The following is a 19,895-nucleotide window of genomic DNA, read 5'->3' as shown; positions in this document are numbered from 1 at the left end:
GCAAAAATAAAAATGATAAAGCCAAACTTAAGTTAAGGCTGTGATGTGGAGATAGAATAAAAATGTTAATTTTATTAGGTTATGTTGTGGTCTTAGTTTGTGTTTTTGGTGGATTTGCATTAGGCGGCGGACATCTGGCCGCCGTATTCCAACCCCTGGAATTACTGATCATTGGAGGAGCTGCTTTAGGTTCACTCATTGTAGGTAATAGCATGAGCGTCCTCAAAGCACTAGCTAAGGCCCTGCCTAAAATATTTCGCAGTGAAAAAACATCTAAAGCAACCTACATCAGTTTATTAGGATTATTATATAACCTTTTGAATAAGGCGCGCCAGCAAGGAATGATGTCTGTTGAATCAGATATTGAGGAACCAGAGAGCAGCCCTATTTTCACCAATTATCCAGCCTTAATGAATGAACATCACATCATTGAATTTATTTGTGATTATTTCCGCTTAATCATTACGTCAAACTTGCAGCCTTTCCAATTAGAAGCCCTGATGGATATGGAAATTGAATCACATCATGCCGAAGAGTTAATTCCAGCAAATACCATTACTAAAATAGCTGATGCAATGCCTGCTTTTGGTATCGTGGCGGCAGTTCTAGGGGTTGTACATACGATGGAGTCAATTAGCCTACCTCCAGCTGAATTAGGCGTTCTAATTGCTCATGCGCTTGTAGGGACTTTCTTAGGCATTTTGTTAGGTTACGGATTTATTGGCCCTATCGCCACCGCAATGGAACAAAGAGCCAACCAAACGCAGCTTATGTTGCAATCAATTAAAGCGACAATTTTAGCAAGTTTGCACAATAATCCGCCATTAATTGCTGTTGAGTTTGGTCGTAAGGTTCTATTCTCAGCCCAAAGACCATCCTTCTCGCAATTAAGCGATGAAATTAAGAATGTAAAACAAACTGATTCTGCCGCAGCAAGTACGGCAAGCTAGAGAAAAATTATGAGTGAAGCAAACAACAACAACAACAACAACAACAACAACAACAACAACAACAATAATAATAATAGTAGTAAGACTAAAAAAACTACTCCGATTATTATTAAGAAAGTAAAAAAACATGCACATAGTCATCATGGGGGATCTTGGAAAATTGCCTATGCGGATTTTGTAACAGCAATGATGGCGTTTTTCTTATTGATGTGGCTTATTGCCTCATTAAATAAGGCTCAAAAAGATGGTATTTCTGAATACTTCAAACAACCCTTACGCGTATCTTTTTTTGGCGGTGAAAACGTGGGTAACCAGCAAGTTCGTATTAAAGGTGGTGGACCAAAAGTTGAAGACACTAATGGTTCGGTTTCCACTACGGACAAAGCCGCAGCTAAACTGGCAAAACAGGAACAAAGTACTCAGGTTATTCAATCATCTCAAAATGAAACGCAAAAACTTGAAGAGCTAAAATCGCAAATTAACCAGAGTATTCAAACTGATCCCGCACTCAGCGGATTAAAAGATCGTATGTTAATGGAAATCGTACATGATGGATTACGTATTCAGCTAATTGACGATCAAAAACATCCTATGTTTGATGTAGGTTCAGAAAAATTAAACCCTGCTTTTGAACAGGTTTTCCTGAAAATTTCAAAACTACTCAATGGGGTTCCGAATAAGGTAACCATTCAAGGATATACTGATTCACACCCCTATCACAATCCTGATGAGCTGGAATATACGAACTGGGAATTATCAACACAAAGAGCGAATGCCGCACGCCGTGCTTTGGTTAAATCGGGTATGGATGAAAATAAAGTAATGTCTGTTACAGGCTTTTCATCAACAGTTCCACTCAATAAAAAAGACCCATTAAATGCAGTTAACCGTCGCATCAGTATCATCGTGATGAAACCTGGGGTAGTTGAAGAGTTAATTAAAAACAAATAGGCTTATGTTTGATTCTGTCGCACGAGTTGGGTTTATACTTTTATGGGATCTGGGATTAGAAAAAAACCCGCCATCAGGCGGGTTTTTGGGGTCTTGGGTAAGACAGCTTACATCATGCCGCCCATGCCTCCCATACCGCCCATTCCACCCATGCCGCTCATATCAGCAGGTTCATCTTTCTTAGGTAGGTCAGCAACCATGCACTCAGTGGTTAACATTAAGCTAGCTACAGAAGCAGCATTTTGTAGTGCCATACGAGTTACTTTAGTTGGATCCAGGATACCCATGTCAACCATGTCACCGTACTCGCCAGTAGCTGCGTTGAAACCGTAGTTATCTTTGTTTTCAGATACTTTGTTTACAACAACAGAAGCTTCATAACCAGCGTTAGTAACGATTTGACGTAGTGGAGACTCGATTGCACGGCGTAGGATGTTGATACCCATAGTTTGATCGTCGTTATCGCCTTTCAATGCATCTAAAGCTTTTTGAGCACGGATTAAAGCAACACCACCACCAGCTACGATACCCTCTTCAACTGCGGCACGAGTAGCGTGTAAAGCATCTTCAACACGAGCTTTCTTCTCTTTCATCTCAACTTCAGTAGCAGCACCAACTTTAATTACTGCAACACCGCCAGATAATTTAGCAACACGCTCTTGTAATTTTTCACGATCGTAATCAGAAGAAGTTTCTTCTATTTGCGCGCGGATTTGAGTAATACGTGCTTTAATTTCAGCAGCTTTACCTTCACCATCAATAATCGTGCAGTTTTCTTTAGTTACTACGATGCGCTTAGCAGTTCCTAAGTCTTCTAAAGTAGCAGCTTCTAAGCTCTTGCCAATTTCTTCAGTGATAACTTGACCATGAGTTAAAGTTGCGATGTCTTGTAACATTGCTTTACGACGATCACCGAAACCAGGAGCCTTAACAGCACATACTTTAACAATACCACGCATGTTGTTAACAACTAAAGTAGCTAAAGCTTCACCTTCAACATCTTCAGCGATAATCAATAATGGACGGCCAGATTTTGCAACGCCTTCCAATACAGATAACATATCGCGGATACTAGAGATTTTCTTGTCAACTAACAGAATGAATGGGTGCTCTAATTCGCAGCTCATGTTTTGTTGGTTGTTGATGAAGTACGGAGAAATGTATCCACGATCAAATTGCATACCTTCAACAACTGATAATTCATTCTCTAATCCATTACCGTCTTCAACAGTAATAACACCTTCTTTACCAACTTTTTCCATCGCACTAGCAATAATCGAACCAATTGCTTCGTCAGAGTTAGCAGAAATAGTACCAACTTGAGCGATTGCTTTGTTGTCTTTGCATGGCTTAGACATAGATTGTAATTTCTTGGTAACTGCTAGAACTGCTTTATCAATACCGCGTTTCAGATCCATTGGGTTCATGCCAGCAGCAACTGCTTTGTTACCTTCAACAAGAATAGAACGAGCTAATACAGTAGCAGTAGTAGTACCGTCACCAGCAGTATCAGAAGTTTTAGAAGCAACTTCTTTAACCATTTGCGCGCCCATGTTCATGAAGCGATGTTCAAATTCAATTTCTTTAGCTACAGATACACCGTCTTTAGTTACAGTAGGTGCACCATAAGATTTTTCTAATACAACGTTACGACCACGTGGACCCATTGTCACTTGAACTGCATCAGCTAATGCATTAACACCAGCAAGCATTTGTAAACGCGCATCGTCTCCAAAACGTAATTCTTTAGCCATTCTTTTATCTCCTAATGAATCAATTCAATTACTTCTCGATTACACCCATGATGTCGTCTTCGCGCATCACTACATACTCGATACCATCCAATTTAATTTCAGTACCAGAATATTTTCCGAATAATACGATGTCACCAACGTTTACAGCTAATGCACGTACGTCACCGTTTTCTAAGGATTTTCCAGCGCCGACAGCAATGATTTCGCCACGTATTGGTTTCTCAGTAGCGCTATCTGGAATAACAATACCACCTGCTGTGGTACGCTCTTCTTCCATACGACGAACTACTACGCGATCGTGTAAAGGACGAATTTTCATAACATATATCTCCTGAATTTAATTAAACAGTAATGACGCTGACTACATATATGGGGGCAGGGAATATACTTTCAAGGGGCAAAATAAAAAAAATTTAAAATGTTTTTTATGAATTAGCATTTTTCGCTATTATTTCCTGCAAAGTCTCTTTTATAATCCACAGCATAATAATTTTTAGCCACAGGACGTATAAGTTAAATGTTTGATTTTACGGGAAGTTATACCGACCTCTACCAATTGACTATGGCTCAAGTTTATTTTTTGCAAGGACACAAGCAGCAAGCTATTTTTGATTATTTTTTCCGTAAGCTACCCTTTGGTTCTGGCTATGCCGTTTTTGCTGGTTTAGCAGATCTCTTAAGCATTTTAGAAAATCTTCGTTTTGATGCGGCAGACATTGAATTTTTGGAAAAAAATGGCGCCCATCCCGCGTTTTTGAATTATCTGAAAAACTTTCAATTTACAGGAACTATTTATGCCGTTGCTGAAGGAGACTTAGTCTTTCCTACCGCACCTATTGTTCGCGTTGCGGCGAATATTATTGAGGCCCAACTAATCGAAACCATTCTGTTAAATATATTAAATTTTCAGACACTTATTGCGACGAAGGCAAGCCGAATAAGGCAGGTTGCAGGCGACAGCTCTTTAATTGATTTTGGTTTACGTCGTGCCCAAGGACCTGGTGGTTATTATGCCAGTCGAGCAGCGATTATTGGTGGTTTTGATGCCACCAGCAATGTGCGTGCCGGTCGTGATTATCAAATCCCTGTCTCGGGCACGATGGCTCATTCGTTTATTCAAAGCTACGATAGTGAACTTGCAGCGTTTAGTGCTTTCGTTGACGTTTGGCCTGAGCAATCTACCCTGCTGGTTGATACCTATAATACTTTAGAAAGTGGCGTTCCTAATGCCATTCAAATAGGTAAAGAAATGGAGCAGCGAGGACAGCGTTTGCAGGCAATACGCTTAGACAGTGGTGATTTGAATTATTTAGCTCATAAAGCACGCCATATGCTGGATGAAGCAGGAATGTCCTATGTCAAAATTGTTGCGTCGGATCAATTAAACGAGCACAGCATCAAAGCCCTACGCGCCCAAAAGGCACCCATTGATGGGTTTGGTGTGGGTTCAAATTTAATTGTTGGTATGCCGGATGCTGCTTTAGATGGCGTGTATAAATTAGTTGAAGTAAATCAACAACCACGTATTAAACTTTCAGAAAATGCGGAAAAAATAACCATTCCCTATAAAAAGCAGGTTTATCGGGTCATGACTGATGAACATCTCTTTTTAGGTACTGATGTTATTGCACTAGCAGAGGAACAACCATTAGATATTTTATATTCTCCCCTGAAAAATTACCGCAAAGAACCTTTGCTGCATAAAGTGATGGCTCAGGGTAAACGATTAATGCCCACAAAATCCTTACAGCAAATTAAGGAATACTCGAGCCTACGTCTGTCGCAATTACCGGATGAGTACAAGTGCATTGAGCATCCTAAAACATATCAAATAATCCTAAGTAATGAGTTGAACGCCAAACGCGACGAGCTGATTCAAAAATATGAGCAATGAGAAAAATGAAAACATTAATCATTCTAGACGTTCAAAATGATTTCATGCCTGGAGGTGCACTAGCAGTACCCCAAGGCGATGTGATTGTCCCCATAATTAACCAAGTAATGGATCATTTTGATTTAATTGTGGCTACTCAAGATTGGCATCCACAAAACCATAAAAGTTTTGCCTCCCGCCATCCTGGTAAAAAACCATTTGAAAAAATTCAACTCCATGGCGTTGAACAAACTCTTTGGCCTGATCATTGTGTGCAAGGAACCGCAGGCGCTGGTTTTTTTCCGCAATTGGAAACAACACGCGTCGCGGCTATTTTTCGTAAAGGGATGGATCCAGAAATAGACAGTTACAGTAGTTTTTATGAGAATGATCATAAAAAAAGCACGGGTTTAACAGCATATCTACGAGCGAAAGGAGCATCTGAACTTTATTTTTGTGGTTTATGTGCGGATATCTGTGTTTACTATAGTATCAAAGACGCAATGCATGAAGGATTTACAAGTTATTTAATTGAGGATGCTACTCATCCTTTAAATGAGGATGCATTTAAGCGTATTCGGGTTGAGTTAAGGCAGCTGGGTGTGGTGTTAATTAAAAGTAGTGAATTGGCTTAACGGAGGGAAATTTAGCAGCCCCTGATTGTGCTTCGTTTTGAACTTCTCCTTTCTCGATGTGTCGCAGCACGTCGAGACTTTGATAAAAAAAGAGAGTACAGTGAGTACTTCGCATCTAGAAATAACATTTAAGAGTTACGTTTTATCTTTATTCGAACTACAATCAAGTAAATTGCATTGCTGTTATCAAGGTCTCAAATGAAAAAATGGTTGCTCTTTTTTATATGCTGTTTTACTACCATTATGGGATATACGGCCCCTCTTCCTCCTGTTCAAGTATTTCAGGTCAATGTAGACCTCGTTGATCTCAACACTTTTACAGTCGATTTCAAGATCAAACCGCAGCATTTCTTGTATTCTAATAGCATTAAATTGGAGCCTGAGCAAAATAACATCATGCAATTAGGCCCCCTACGTCTTCCTCCCACGCTGGAAAAAATAGATAAACGCGGGCAAAAATACACTGTTTACCGAGATAAAGTTTCAATTCCAATTGCCATTTTAGGCAATAAACCTGGAAAAACATCCCTGCAATTAAGTTATCAAGGATGTTCTGATGATGGCTTTTGTTATCCACCGGAAGAGCAAAAAATTCTGCTCGTTATTAATGATAAGCTGGAGTTGAGCAAAGTAAGCTTAGCCGAGACAGAAAATCGGCCTGCAACAAACCCTGTCCCACCCAAAGGTGAACTTAGCAAAATCTTTGAGAACCAGAACTGGGCAATGATCTTACTCACCTTCTATGGCTTGGGATTACTGTTATCGTTTACCCCGTGTATTTTACCTATGGTTCCTGTTTTATCAGGGATTATCATTGGTCATGGAAAGGAAATTACGACACGCAAAGCGTTCTTTCTCTCATTAAGCTATGTACTTAGCATGTCGGTTACTTATGCCATTGTCGGCGCAATTGTTGCCCTGTTAGGCTCGAATCTGCAAATCAGCATGCAATCACCATGGTCTATTGGTTTCTTGAGCATCATTTTTATGCTGCTTGCCTTATCCATGTTTGGTTTTTATGAATTTAAATTACCTAATTCCTGGCAAACAAAAATTGGCAGCACCAGTCGTAGCCAACGTGGTGGTCATTATCTAGGTGCCGCAATCATGGGCTGTTTATCTACGCTAATCTTGTCTCCTTGTGTTACTGCCCCTTTAATCGGCGTATTAACCTATATAGCCCAAACCAAAAATGTTCTTTTAGGTTGCTTCACCCTACTGGTTTTAGGACTTGGTATGGGAACCCCCTTACTTCTAATTGGTACTTCTGCAGGAAAATGGCTACCAGAAACAGGAAGCTGGATGAATACGATTAAAGCCTTTTTTGGCGTTCTATTCATCGCTGTTGCCATTTTGTTGATCTCACGTATTGCTCCAGCAGTAGTAAGCATGGCACTGTGGGCAAGTTTACTTATTTTTTCTGGTATTTATTGTGGGGCATTGGCTCATTCCTCAAGCAATCAAGAAAAATTCAGTCAAAGTGTGGGAATTATTTTATTAGTTTATGGCATCCTGATTTTAATTGGGACCAGTATGGGAGCAACTAATCCCCTGCAACCGTTAACCGTCTCACAAGCAGCAAGCGTGATGCCATCTAAAATGGAAACTCACGAAGAACTTTCCTTAAATCAAATAAAACAGAAGATTATCGCAGCTCGCGGCAAACCGGTGATGTTGGATTTTTATGCGGATTGGTGCACTGCATGTAAAGTTATGGATGCTACAACCTTTCAAGATTCACAAGTACAAACAGCCTTGGAACAATTTGTGGTTCTGAAAGTGGATGTCACCAAGAATAGTGCTAGAGATAAAACCATATTGAATTATTTTAATGTAATCGCGCCTCCAACCTTTGTATTTTTTGATGCCAAAGGCATGCAACATGATGAGTTACTTGTGGTTGGTGAAGTATCTGCGGATGAGTTTTTAACGAAGCTTAATCAGGTAGTTCAAGAGCCGGAATAATGGAATATCTTTAGATTAGTTGCAAGCAGCGAGTCCCAAACCCCTAACTTGTGCTTGCAATACACTTCCTGATTTTGAAAGGGCATATCCACAGCATTGTTCAGCATCTGGGAATTGATAATCCGCTGGTAAATTAACGTTCTATTGGAAAATTAGAACTTGCTTACGATGACCGCCGGCTTCACTAATAGGGCTTTGGTGACGCTTAAAGAAACGCACTAATGGTAATGCCGTGCCTTCATCTAACTTTTCTACCTGATAACGAAAATCCTGGTTTAGATTTACCAGTTTATTTAGCAAAGAATGAGCATATTCTTCGCATTGATCCTCATTCGGCAAACCTTTGTTCTCGCCATAAAGCTCGCGAGCAAGGCCAGGATTGGTTTCAATTGCCTTACGTACTGATATTTCGTATTCCGTTTCAACACCTAAATTAATATCTAAATCTGAGGCACCATAAGAAGAATAAATGTGATTAAAACCATGCTGTATTAATTGATCGCGCATGGCTTCAGATATAGCTTGCCCGCCGACAATACCCATTACGGAAAACTCATCAAAGTTATGACCTTTCTCTTGCGCATATGCGGTAAGATCTTTAAGGAATGGTGGATAACCTGCAATGATCACTTGATTCTTTTCTTTATTCAATGCGTCAGTTATTGCCTTAATTTCAGACTTATATCGTCGAATTATAAGCGGTGCATACCCATCCAGTTGAGATAGCGCCAGATCAAATTCATCTGTAAGCGTTGACGTCCGCTTTTTCAACATTGCCTTTATGGTGGTTTCAATTAGAGTAATGATTATCTGTTTGATCCTGTAACTTTTTATGAGCATCTTCACCAAGGTATTTAATGAAGCTATTGCGGTTAATACAAAACTCTCGAAGCTCGTATTTTCCTGATTCACTAGCTACTTGAGCTTGAAATTTAATTGTTTTATAAAACAACGAAGAAAAATTACCATGAAACGTAACGCCATTTTTTCCAATGACATCGCGAGGATTAGTAATACCGTTCTTAAATAATAGTCGTTGACCATATTCATGATGATTAAATAACACAACCGGTGTATCAAGATTATGAGTGGGCATATCCTTTCCTTACAAAAAAAGTTCGCCCTATTTTAATACACTTGAATGAATAAAATATTAAGAAGGTGAATCAAGAGCAAAATTTGTCTCCTGGTTTTAGAATAGACATAAAGCATGGCCACCCTGATATATACATTCAGAGTGGCAGAAAAGGAGGAACGGAAGAGCAGACTAAAATTTAGGGTGTACCCTGTCTTGGTGGTAAACCAGGGATTTCAAAATCTTCATTCTTTTTATCCGATACACGGAGTACATCACCTGGTTTCACTTCGTTGTCATCAGCCGCATGGTATAATTTTCCATCACCCTTTGAATAGGCAGTGACCATTTTCGTTGCGGGATCAAACAGAACAAAAGCCTGTCCTTTTTCAGCTTGCTTCAAGAAAAATTTAGCGCATGCTTCTTGTGAACCAAATTTAAAGTTAACTGAATTATCTTCCTCGACCTTAGGCGCTTCATAGTGTTCGTCACCAGCATATGCTTCGTTGAAGTCGGCAATAAGCTCTTCGATATTTTCGCTGCTAACCGAGACTGTCGCTGCATCAAGCTCGTGTAATTTAGCTTCTAGCTCGGAAACAGGTAATTCAGCATCCTTGATGCGTCTGAACTTCAACCGCTTAAGTTCTTTTTCCTGCTCTTCAGTCAACGCATCGGTAATTTTTTTTAATTCAATCAAACGCGCCAAATCTTGTTTTCGATTACCCATAATTTCTCCTAAGCGAAAATTTCTTACTTAATGATACTCAATTTTTTACCACTTGATGGGCATAATCTTTTTTTCTTTACTTATTTCTTACAAATACGTCCGAGCGAGAGCAAGATTAAAGTAAAATTTCTTAAATAGTCGACATTCCTATAGAGAAAGGGTATAATTCGTTCATTTTTTTTACAGCTAGAGTTTTATGAATCATAAAGTCGGTTTTGTTAGCTTAGGTTGTCCTAAAGCATTAGTAGATTCAGAACGAATCATTACTCAATTACGCGCTCAAGGTTATGAGCTGGTATCCAGCTATGACGATGCAGGCGTGGTGGTTATTAATACCTGTGGGTTTATTGATAGTGCCGTTAAAGAATCATTGGATACAATTAAAGAAGCCATGGCAGAAAATGGCCGTGTTATTGTAACTGGTTGTCTTGGTGCTAAAGCAGATATTATCAAAGAAGCTTGCCCCGATGTGTTACATATTAGTGGTGCCCATGCTTATGAAGAAGTGGTGAATGCGGTTCATGAACATCTTCCTCCTCCAGCGGATCCCTTCATGCAATTAGTTCCTCCTCAGGGAATTAAACTTACCCCCCGCCATTTTGCTTATTTAAAAATATCTGAGGGCTGTAATCAAAAATGTACGTTTTGCATTATCCCTACCATGCGTGGCAAATTACAAAGCTATCCCTTAGTTCAGGTTTTATCTGAAGCGAAAAAATTAAAAGAAGCTGGGGTTAATGAAATTTTAGTAATTTCCCAGGATACCAGTGCCTATGGTGTGGATACGCGTTATGAAGAGGTAAGCTGGCAAGGAAAAACGATAAATACTCGTTTTTATGATTTATGCAAGCAACTCGGTGAATTAGGTATTTGGGTACGCCTGCATTATGTTTATCCTTACCCTCATGTTGATGACATTATCCCATTAATGCGTGATGGCTTGATTCTGCCTTATCTTGATATTCCATTACAGCATGCAAGCTCACGAGTGTTAAAAGCAATGAAACGGCCTGCAAGCAGTGAAAATACCTTGATGCGAATCGCCGCATGGCGTGAGATATGTCCTGATATTACCTTACGCTCTACGTTTATTGTTGGTTTCCCAGGAGAAACAGAAGAAGAGTTTACGGAGCTGCTTAACTTCTTAGAAGAAGCGCAATTAGATCGCGTAGGCTGTTTCAAATACTCACCTGTTGAAGGTGCAAAAGCGAATGATTTAGCTGATCAGGTTCCTGAAGAAATTAAGGAAGAGCGCTATCATCGCTTTATGCAATTACAAGCGGAAATTAGCCGCAAGAAATTAGAACAAAAAATCGGCAGCATCCAAACGGTGTTGATTGATGAAATGACGCCAGAACACATCATTGCACGTAGTAAAAGTGATGCCCCTGAAATTGATGGATTAGTTATTTTACCTCCTACCCCAGGAGTAACAGTTGGTTCATTTGCTGAGGTACGCATTACTGACAGCGATGATTATGATTTATTCGCGGAATTCAATTAAAAAAGTAGGAAATGATGACAGACTTAAAAATAGGCGAAGAAGTATGGATTATCAGTTTTGAAGTCGAAAATGATTTCTATTTGTTATCCAAACAGGTTATTACTGAGCTTTTAGAAGATCAGGTTGAATGTGAAGATGAGTTTAATACGTTTCATGTGTCTTATGATGATATTTATCGCAGTAAAGCAGATGCATTTAATGTGATGATTGAGCGTTTAACACAAGTCAGGGATGCGAGTTAGTTTTTTCGTAACCATTTATTTAGCCTCACGTTCCGCCAAGATTCGAGACATACACTCTGAACAGACAATTACGTCAACTCAAAGGACAATCGTAGGCTGGGCTGAAAAGCCTGAGGCAAATAATTGCTCGGGGTTATCCCCGTTGCCTTTTCCACCTAGCTCTGTTGGCATTACTAAATCTAATTTTAAAAGACCATCAGTTGTTTCTATATGCCCATTGCGTCCACCATGGGTTTTAGCTGTTGCCGTATAGAGTGCGTTCATTTTTAATCCTTTATATTGAAGCTCGATCCAAAGATAGTTACAACTTATGACTTTGTCAAAGTGAACAACCAACGACTGCAGCCAAATTCACGCGGCCTGTCGCAGATTGATGGATCCGGCGGAACTACAAGAAAAGACTAGCAAAAGCTTACACCTAATGAGACAAATACTGCTGATAAATAGCCGCAACCTGTTTAGGAATATCCTCATCAATGTCGGTTCCAGAGCGTAGCAATTGTAAATGTAATACATGATGATAATAGCGATATGCTTTTTTTAGGACCATGAACTGTTCTTTATTTAAAATATTCACCGCATGCAATCGCTTTAACTGTCCCAACGTTTGGGTAGAACACGCAAGCTCTGGACAACCTGAATTAAGCACTAAAAACTGTACTAAAAACTCTAAATCCAATAAGCCTCCAGGGATATGCTTCAAAGGCAAAGACTCCTGATGCTGTTCGATTCTGGCCCTCATAGCAAGGACCTCGCTCTGCAAGATGTCCTTATCCCGTGGCACAGACAAAACTTCCCTTTTCAATTGTAAAAAAGCATGTTTAATCGCGGTATTACCCGTTAAGATGCGCGCTTTTAATAAAGCCTGATGCTCCCAAGTCCAAGCTTGTTTTTTTTGATACTCGACAAAAGAATCCATGTGACTCACGAGTAAGCCTGCAGAACCTGAAGGACGCAGTCGGGTATCGGCTGGATATAAAACACCAGATTGCAAACGCGTAGTCAGCATGTGCAAAATTTTCTGCGTTAGACGCGTAACTAATGCTTCATCCTCAGGTTTTACCGTATGCAAAAATACTAAATCCAAATCGGATGTATAACTCATTTCCCGACTCCCCAATTTACCATAAGCAATGATGGCAAATTGTGAGTGCATTTGTTTCATTTCCGGATAACGCAGACTTAATTGCTCACTGGCTAAGCTCAAAACTTCATTCACGATTACTTGCGCCACATCCGTCAAAAAACGCGCAATACGTACCGAGCTGCAAAAGCCATAGAGTTCTGCACGTGCCGCCATGAGCCAATTAGTTAACTTAAATTGACGCAATAACTCCTCTTTAACTTCCATTTCCGGATAATGCTTCAATTTTTCCCAAAGCAATTCCTGCAATTGCGAACGTGTTAACGGGCGCCATTCTTGTCCTTGATCTAACAACACCTCTAATAAAAATGGCTGGCTTACTAGTAAGGAAGTAATAAAGGGACTATGCGCAAACCAAAAGAGTAACTCGATTAAAACATGCGGATTTTCAGTTAATAAAGCCAGATACGCGCTGCGACCGACAATATTTTCTAATAAATGCAAAACGTGCAATAACACCTTGTCGGTATGTTCCACCCGCGTTAATTCGGTTAAAAGCAAAACCATAAAACGGTCCAAACGCATGCGCGCCCCCTGAGGCAGGCGGCGACAACGAGGACCATGGCGGAATGCATGGATCATTTGATAACAATGTTCCGCATTGTCAAAATCCAAACTGATTAATAAATTAATCGCCATACCCGTTTCAACATGCCCTTGCCAAAGGCTCGACAATTGATTCGCCAATAACCTTTTCTCATCTTCATAATAATCAACCTTTCCCATTACGGCATGAAAGGCATAGCTGATAATACGCTGATATTGATGCAGCCGCTCTAAGAGTTCATTCCAAGATACAAAACCCATTGCTAAAGTTACTTGCGCTTGTTTTACCGGATCTTCGGGTAAGGAGTGGGTCTGCTGATCATTTTGACTTTGCAGTATATTTTCAAGTCGTCGTAAAAATAAATAAGCCAGCTTTAACGCGTTGCTGTGATGCAATAAGCTTTCTTGTTTTAATACCGCAAGCGCCTCCAGGGTGCTTTGTGTCTGCAATTGCGGTAAACGGCCTCCATGAATTAACTGAAAATTTTGAATAATGAATTCGACTTCCCGAATCCCTCCTCTCCCCCGCTTAATATCATCCAAACGAGGATTGAGATGTACTTCTCGCTCAATCATTGCTTTCATGCTACGCAATGATTCAATCACGCTAAAATCAACGTAGCGTCGATAAACAAAGGGGGTTATCAAACGTTCAAACCAAGGATGTGCCTCATCAAGTGATGGAGAAATTACGCGTGCCTTCACCATGGCATAGCGCTCCCAATCACGTCCTTGTTCTTGATAATAAGTCTCCATTGCCGCAAGACTTGGGACTAAAGTGCCACTATCCCCATTAGGTCGTAATCTTAGATCCACGCGGAATACAAATCCATCCGCAGTTATATTTTGCAGTAATTGGCTAAATTGTTGTGCCACTTTATTAAAGTATTGCTGATTTTCAATAGGCTCGTCGCCATCGGTTTCACCAGTCGCAGTGTAAGCAAAAATAAGATCGATATCTGAAGAATAATTTAATTCTCGCCCACCCAGCTTCCCCATTCCCAAGGTCAATAAAGCAACTTGATTTCCCTCTTTATCTCGAGGAATACCGTAGCGCGAAGAAAGAGTATGCTGGCAATAATCCAATCCATGTACGATGAGCGCATCCGCACAATCAGACCAGGAACGTATAACCTGTTCCGTGCTACTAAGTCCTGCCAGCTCCAGCAGTAATAACCGTAATAAATAAGTATGCCGAAACTGGCGTAATTCTCGGGCAAAATTGGCTTGCGGCAAGGTTAGAGATATATTGTTTAGGACTTGAAAATATTCCTCTCGCATTAATGGCGCAAGACAATTATCAGTGGCTAAAAGCTGCTTTAGCAACATCACTTGCTTGCAGGCATAATCGCTAACCAAAACCAGTTCTTTTACCGCATCGCTTAACGGATGAGATAAATCCGAAAAATGCTTTTCAATAAACCATGATTTAGATTCGCGTAACTCGGAGGTATCTATTGGCATAAATTGGATTCTTATCCTGAATTCACGTTAATAATGAAATTTTTCATTCCCAAAACTAATATCTCGTTATAATCTATAAAAATCAATAATTATTCAGTGAATTAAAATGAATTTCTTTCGTAGCCTTTTGCTTGCAGGCATTTGCTTTTCTTCAGCATTATTTGCTGAGGATTTGCCTGTCTTAAATATTGGAACTGAAAACTTTAACCCGCCCTTTGTGATGCGGGGTTCAAAAAACGAAATCTATGGTTTTGACATCGACACAATGAATGCCTTGTGCAGAATAATGGGACGCACCTGTCACTATCACATCATGCGTTTTGATGCGCTTTTAGATGCCGTAGCCAGCAAACAAATTGATATGGCCATGAGCTCCATTACCATTACTCCTGAGCGAGCCAAGGTTGTAAACTTCAGCCTGCCTTATCTGCTTAGTTATTCGCGTTTTGTCACCCCACCTAAAGTAAAAACAGAGCCGTTTACTTTAGAGTTTCTGAATAGTAAAAGGATAGGTTTGGAAACTGGGACCGTATTTGAGCAAGAATTAAATACCATGGGAGTTAAAAATCCGAAAATCAAATACTATATTACCGTATCAGACCAACTAACTGGTTTAAATAAAGGTGAGGTAGACATTATATTACTCGATAACCCAACCGCAAATTATTGGGCGGCGAATTCCTCTGATACCTTCAAATTAGCAGGCCCACCGTATATGTATGGTTATGGACTTGGTATTGCGGTAAATCCTAGTGAAGGAGCATTATTGACTGCGTTAAATCAGGCCTTGTTGCAATACCAAGGTTCACCAGAATATAAACAAAATTATGATAAATATTTGTTAGAATTTTAGCGTCACACTGCAATTTTGATTTGACTGTCGTTTAAGGAAAACCTGGTTGCTTGCAACCAGGTTACATTATTCTTCACACAGAAATAGCGTTCGATGCACGTTCATCTACTGAACTATCCAGCTTCAACATCATATTATTCATGAGGTGCAATTCGACCGAAGTCATGAGATCGCGCAGTGTTTCACTGCAATCATAAAATAATTCCACCTGAAATTTTTGTAATGTCTTGTTACTTAATACGGCCATCGCTAACAGCTCTAGATACTCAGAGCTCAAATTACAATCTACTAATGAGATAACTTGTAACCTGGTATTATCTCTGATTATTTTCTCTAATCGTGCAACATCATCGTGGTTCATGGGAAAGGTATCGAAATCAGCAATGGTTATTTCGCTATTCACATTCTCCAACATGTTGAATAGTCGCTGCTTTCCAGCCATAGCCCCCTTATTAAAAAAGCCCCACAATTTTTGAGACATAAATAGCTCCAACTTTAAAATAATCCATGCTTCACTTCATGGAGAGAAGCATGCTCTTTAATTATCGTTTTAATATGACCTAAACTACGATTCAAACCACTTTGGGTTAAAACACCATAGGTCTTACCCATTTTCTCTTCTATAGCTAAATTTTCATTCGCGGTATTAGCAACCAATACATCAAGCTCATGCACTGTCTTCACCAATGCGGCTTGACGATTAAATTCAATTGCCAAAGACAATTTCTTTTTGGTTAACGAGTTATTGCGAAACCCCCAACTGATAAAGCTTAAACTGCCATTGCTACTACCCCGGGCATTGATGTATCGGTTCATTTCCAACGCAACATGATTTAGCAAGGCAGGATCAATTGGTGCATTACCTAATTGGCTTGATTCGGATAAAGAGCCTTCCCTCTCCACAGGCCTAGTCAAATAACGTGGCACATAATGCTGGCTAAAATAACGAAGATAATTCTCCCATGCAGCATCACGACGCGCTGCAAAGTCAGGATCAGCAAATTCTTGTTGGACAAAAAATTGATTATAGTTTGGTGGAGGGGCTAATTTACCCAGTTGTGGAACATGAACCTCATAACCAGGTACCAGGCCTAATGCATAGTGTGCGGGAGCTATCACCTCATGAATACTATGAAATCCCGCAGCAACAATATAAGCCATCACTGCAGATAAGTAATTCTTTTTTAAATTTTCAGTTGGAAAATTAGCCAATATTTCCATTTGACCTAAAAGTACACTCGTCATGCCTGACGGTCCTGCAACATAAACAGCATCATTCTCCATGAGATCAAGAACATATTGGGACTTAAGATTCGCTTCTTGTGCCTTGCAGTCAGCAACCCAAATCGAATGATGTGTAGGCAGACCAATTTCATATTCTTCTTGCCCCCAACACAATAAGCCTAACTGCTGGGTGCCTTCCTCATCAAAAGCACTCGACATCTTTCCGCGATTCTCTAGTGCTTTATACAGAGGAGAACCATACATCAGAGTGTCGGGAATGTGACTTCTATTTAACGCCCCCGTCACCGGATCGCTTAACCCCTCAGAAAAAAATTTTTCCGCAGGCCCCTGCCAAATATTGGCTACAATTTCCGCCATTTTACCTACAGGTTTTCTTTCTATCCCCGTAATAGGAAACTTTCGGATGATGCCTTGAGCAAATTTATAATGAATATGCATTATTTCGGCTAATTGCTCGGGCTGATTGTCTTCCAATATTTTTTTTATTCCTTCAAGGGTAGGATTTTCTTCAGCCCCAAAAGAGATAACATGATAACTTCGACTAAATATATCAATGTAAAAAGACCAATCAAACTTATCTTTAAGTATGCTTAATTGCTCTATAAAACGAAGAATTTGCGTGGAAACCTCTTGTACCGCCTCCATCATTGCGGCAGTTGGTCTGCACAACAAAATTATAGCCAGTTCAGACTCCCAGCGCCGTGCCAATGGATTATCAAATTTTTCTTTAATCGTTTGTTGGTAGGTACTTTTTCGAATATTAGAGTTCAGTTCGCTGAGTAAAACGCATTCATCCTGAAGAATATCATCTTGAGATATAAATTCATCAATAAGTTCTACGATAATTTTTAGATCTTGTTCATGATCCTCCATAGCCATTTTTAGATTGCAAATGCAGGCATTGAACAGGTTAAGAGGGGCATTTGTTATATCAAAAGCACCCGTTATATGTCGTTTGCTTAACTGCGTTAGCAATAAAATAGCATACGAATAAGCTTCCGTTCTCGATTTGAAATTCATAATCAACTACCAACTATTAGTCATTTTTCACTGTGACCAGAGCATGAACACTTAAAATCAGGATTTATACATCAAGCCTTTTTTTTATGCTAGTTATTTTTGTTATAAGTCAGTGAAACCTTAGAGCTCCTTCTTGATGTATTTTTTCTAATAATTAGGGTACAATTATTAGTATTTTTCAGTATCTTAACTGTCATTCTTATTAGAAAAATCGCAGTTGAGAAAAGGACTTCTCATGAAAAAATATTGGTACTTAATTTACATCGCTTTTTGTTTTTATTTATTACTCAGCATTCCTGGCACTGCCGAGTCCACAGCCCCAAAAGAAATTAGCCTTAGCTCTCCAGATACAGCGTCCAAACGCTCGATTCTAATCCCCAATAAACAGAGTCAGTTTACTTTAATTTTCAAAAAAAAGGCAGATATTAATGGCCTGTATCTAACCGCACCTGATGGAAGCAAATATTCGCTCGCTAAGGAAAATAATGGAATCCTAGCTACTGCAAATTATGAAGTAGTGCAAATGAAATCCCCTACTTCAGGAGTGTGGACTTTATCGGGTCCAGAAGCACAATTACAGCAAGTTCTCATCCTAACTGCGACTAATATAGGTACAAACTTTAGCAGCGGCACCTATTTTATTGGTGAGTTACTCACCTTAAACGGTTACCTTGAAGAAGAGAATGAGCCTATTAAATCCGATATGGCTGCAAAAGACCTGAAAATGAATTTTCAATTGACTAATGATGAACACAATTTCTCTTATGTCGTTCCCTATGACCAAAATGGCGTGTTTTCAAACACCTTTATCCTAAATATCCCTGAAGGAACTTACAAAGCAACTTTCAAGACTGAAGGGACTTACATCAACAAAAAAAATGAATATCAAGCGCTTATAAAACCATTTCCTTTTGAGCAAATGATTAATTCCAAGCATGATTCATTGATGATTCAGCTACAGCATCCTGACGTGATCAATCCAGAAAGTGTCAAGATCAAAATTTTCTACAAAGATAAACCGGCAAGAACGTCATTCAAGCAAACCAAAGAAGGCTGGGTCGCGGATTTATATTATTTATGCGAACGGCGTGGCTTTTCAGAAGAAGACGTCATCGTGCAAATTAGCGCCCAGATGGTAGGCGGTCGCAAAGTATTGTTTAAATCATTATTGAATGGAAAAGCCTGCTCCCCAGGCTATAAACCACCAGAGGCTAAAGCAGACGCTAAAAAGCTATTAGAAGAAGCAACAAGAAAGCAACATGCAAAGCGCGTATTCATCCTTATCGTATCCGTAATTATTGTTTTAATGATATGTATGGCTCTGGCATTTTGGCTGTGGACGAAACGTCAAAAGAAAAAGAATGATGATGATATTAATATCGTAAGTTAAGAAGTTTAACCGACTTACTGCAGCTTGACCGCGGTAAGTCGAAGTATCCTTTACAAGAAACTTAAGTAAGTACTGTTGGTTGCTTGCAAACGAACCACACTGAGTTTAGTGTAACGTATTGCCTTGGGTAATGCAGCGTGTAATTACCTGCCGAGTCACGAAATCCCCCTGACTCTCTCCATACAATAGATAAAAATGCTTCGCTAAGTTAACAACCCATCCGGATAAGCAAAAATTCATGCGCTTTTCGGCAGTGTCAACAATAATTTCAAAAAGCCCTAATGAGTCACTCTCTCGCTCACTGGCATACTCTTCCATAATTACACGTGCAGTATCTAAATCTCTGTCTCTGGTAGGCCAATTTTGACTCATATTATTCTTCCTAAAAAGCATGATTAGGTCTCAGTAATATTCAAATTACACGAGCAGAAATGCCTTGGTATTATCCCATGTCTTGAGCAAATACTCAATATTGAGATTAATTTTTGCGCGATTAAGCGGTTAGTGGCCGCGAGCAAATCGGTCCAGATTAACCTGACTTTACCTAGTTATACTCA

The 19,895-nt window shown here is 39.7% G+C and carries 18 protein-coding genes and 1 pseudogene; 9 read left to right on the top strand and 10 right to left on the bottom strand.

Annotation, left to right across the window (positions count from 1 at the left end):
* The first annotated feature begins 62 nt into the window (after nucleotides 1-62).
* Both motA and motB read left to right on the top strand, forming a co-directional pair.
* Entirely contained in the window at nucleotides 63-950 is an 888-nt protein-coding gene (motA, locus tag ACQY7T_RS07275) for a flagellar motor stator protein MotA (protein WP_428412323.1), read from the top strand.
* Between the two features lie 9 nt (nucleotides 951-959).
* Nucleotides 960-1,901 (top strand): flagellar motor protein MotB, encoded by a 942-nt coding sequence (gene motB / locus ACQY7T_RS07270; RefSeq protein ID WP_428412321.1) that lies wholly within the window; start codon nucleotides 960-962, stop codon nucleotides 1,899-1,901.
* Between the two features lie 107 nt (nucleotides 1,902-2,008).
* On the opposite strand, the gene groL is transcribed toward motB, so the two are convergent.
* Entirely contained in the window at nucleotides 2,009-3,655 is a 1,647-nt protein-coding gene (gene groL / locus ACQY7T_RS07265; protein ID WP_428412320.1) for a chaperonin GroEL, read from the bottom strand.
* 28 nt (nucleotides 3,656-3,683) lie between these two features.
* Nucleotides 3,684-3,974 carry a co-chaperone GroES gene (groES, locus tag ACQY7T_RS07260; protein WP_428412319.1) on the bottom strand — a complete coding sequence of 97 codons (291 nt, stop codon included), beginning with the start codon at nucleotides 3,972-3,974 and terminating at the stop codon, nucleotides 3,684-3,686.
* A 198-nt stretch (nucleotides 3,975-4,172) separates the two neighbouring features.
* Here groES and ACQY7T_RS07255 point away from each other — a divergent pair, with 198 nt between their 5' ends.
* The 3 genes from ACQY7T_RS07255 (at nucleotide 4,173) to dsbD (ending at nucleotide 8,128) form a co-directional block, all read left to right on the top strand.
* Complete coding sequence (locus ACQY7T_RS07255; protein WP_428412318.1) at nucleotides 4,173-5,549, top strand: nicotinate phosphoribosyltransferase; 1,377 nt, start codon at nucleotides 4,173-4,175, stop codon at nucleotides 5,547-5,549.
* Nucleotides 5,550-5,554: 5 nt separating this feature from the next.
* Nucleotides 5,555-6,163 carry a bifunctional nicotinamidase/pyrazinamidase gene (gene pncA, locus ACQY7T_RS07250; protein ID WP_428412317.1) on the top strand — a complete coding sequence of 203 codons (609 nt, stop codon included), beginning with the start codon at nucleotides 5,555-5,557 and terminating at the stop codon, nucleotides 6,161-6,163.
* Between the two features lie 198 nt (nucleotides 6,164-6,361).
* Nucleotides 6,362-8,128, top strand: coding sequence for a protein-disulfide reductase DsbD (dsbD, locus tag ACQY7T_RS07245; RefSeq protein WP_428412315.1), 1,767 nt, complete (start codon nucleotides 6,362-6,364; stop codon nucleotides 8,126-8,128).
* A gap of 141 nt (nucleotides 8,129-8,269) precedes the next feature.
* Here dsbD and ACQY7T_RS07240 read toward each other — a convergent pair whose 3' ends face one another.
* From ACQY7T_RS07240 to ACQY7T_RS07230, 3 genes are all read right to left on the bottom strand, one after another.
* The gene (locus tag ACQY7T_RS07240; RefSeq protein ID WP_428412314.1) at nucleotides 8,270-8,902 is read right to left on the bottom strand and encodes a hypothetical protein; all 633 of its coding nucleotides are present in this window, start codon (nucleotides 8,900-8,902) and stop codon (nucleotides 8,270-8,272) included.
* A 16-nt stretch (nucleotides 8,903-8,918) separates the two neighbouring features.
* Nucleotides 8,919-9,224: a hypothetical protein gene (locus ACQY7T_RS07235; RefSeq protein WP_428412312.1), complete on the bottom strand. Its 306-nt coding sequence runs from the start codon at nucleotides 9,222-9,224 to the stop codon at nucleotides 8,919-8,921.
* 178 nt (nucleotides 9,225-9,402) lie between these two features.
* Nucleotides 9,403-9,930 carry a hypothetical protein gene (locus tag ACQY7T_RS07230; protein ID WP_428412311.1) on the bottom strand — a complete coding sequence of 176 codons (528 nt, stop codon included), beginning with the start codon at nucleotides 9,928-9,930 and terminating at the stop codon, nucleotides 9,403-9,405.
* 196 nt (nucleotides 9,931-10,126) lie between these two features.
* On the opposite strand from ACQY7T_RS07230, the gene rimO reads away from it, so the two are divergent.
* Together rimO and ACQY7T_RS07220 are read left to right on the top strand one after the other, a co-directional pair.
* A complete protein-coding gene (rimO, locus tag ACQY7T_RS07225; RefSeq protein WP_428412309.1) occupies nucleotides 10,127-11,434 on the top strand; it encodes a 30S ribosomal protein S12 methylthiotransferase RimO in 1,308 nt (435 codons plus the stop codon).
* An 11-nt stretch (nucleotides 11,435-11,445) separates the two neighbouring features.
* Nucleotides 11,446-11,676 carry a hypothetical protein gene (locus ACQY7T_RS07220; RefSeq protein ID WP_428412307.1) on the top strand — a complete coding sequence of 77 codons (231 nt, stop codon included), beginning with the start codon at nucleotides 11,446-11,448 and terminating at the stop codon, nucleotides 11,674-11,676.
* 99 nt (nucleotides 11,677-11,775) lie between these two features.
* Here the strand turns inward: ACQY7T_RS07220 and ACQY7T_RS07215 are convergent.
* Both ACQY7T_RS07215 and glnE read right to left on the bottom strand, forming a co-directional pair.
* Nucleotides 11,776-11,940, bottom strand: a pseudogene (locus ACQY7T_RS07215) (organic hydroperoxide resistance protein); the annotation flags it as partial.
* A 154-nt stretch (nucleotides 11,941-12,094) separates the two neighbouring features.
* Nucleotides 12,095-14,830 carry a bifunctional [glutamate--ammonia ligase]-adenylyl-L-tyrosine phosphorylase/[glutamate--ammonia-ligase] adenylyltransferase gene (gene glnE / locus ACQY7T_RS07210; RefSeq protein WP_428412305.1) on the bottom strand — a complete coding sequence of 912 codons (2,736 nt, stop codon included), beginning with the start codon at nucleotides 14,828-14,830 and terminating at the stop codon, nucleotides 12,095-12,097.
* Nucleotides 14,831-14,936: 106 nt separating this feature from the next.
* Between glnE and ACQY7T_RS07205 the strand changes: the two genes are divergently transcribed.
* Nucleotides 14,937-15,683: a transporter substrate-binding domain-containing protein gene (locus ACQY7T_RS07205; RefSeq protein WP_428412303.1), complete on the top strand. Its 747-nt coding sequence runs from the start codon at nucleotides 14,937-14,939 to the stop codon at nucleotides 15,681-15,683.
* A gap of 73 nt (nucleotides 15,684-15,756) precedes the next feature.
* On the opposite strand, the gene ACQY7T_RS07200 is transcribed toward ACQY7T_RS07205, so the two are convergent.
* Nucleotides 15,757-16,164 (bottom strand): hypothetical protein, encoded by a 408-nt coding sequence (locus ACQY7T_RS07200; RefSeq protein WP_428412301.1) that lies wholly within the window; start codon nucleotides 16,162-16,164, stop codon nucleotides 15,757-15,759.
* A 14-nt stretch (nucleotides 16,165-16,178) separates the two neighbouring features.
* Nucleotides 16,179-17,948 carry a hypothetical protein gene (locus ACQY7T_RS07195; RefSeq protein WP_428412299.1) on the bottom strand — a complete coding sequence of 590 codons (1,770 nt, stop codon included), beginning with the start codon at nucleotides 17,946-17,948 and terminating at the stop codon, nucleotides 16,179-16,181.
* A gap of 235 nt (nucleotides 17,949-18,183) precedes the next feature.
* Between ACQY7T_RS07195 and ACQY7T_RS07190 the strand changes: the two genes are divergently transcribed.
* Nucleotides 18,184-19,338 (top strand): hypothetical protein, encoded by a 1,155-nt coding sequence (locus ACQY7T_RS07190; RefSeq protein WP_428412297.1) that lies wholly within the window; start codon nucleotides 18,184-18,186, stop codon nucleotides 19,336-19,338.
* 105 nt (nucleotides 19,339-19,443) lie between these two features.
* On the opposite strand, the gene ACQY7T_RS07185 is transcribed toward ACQY7T_RS07190, so the two are convergent.
* A complete protein-coding gene (locus ACQY7T_RS07185; RefSeq protein ID WP_428412296.1) occupies nucleotides 19,444-19,710 on the bottom strand; it encodes a hypothetical protein in 267 nt (88 codons plus the stop codon).
* Between the last annotated feature and the right edge of the window lie 185 nt (nucleotides 19,711-19,895).

Origin of the sequence: Legionella sp., assembly GCF_965140895.1 — a bacterium.
GTDB lineage: Bacteria > Pseudomonadota > Gammaproteobacteria > Legionellales > Legionellaceae > Legionella.
The sequence above is the reverse complement of the archived record's forward strand: the minus strand, read 5'-3'. Positions and strand labels throughout refer to the sequence as shown.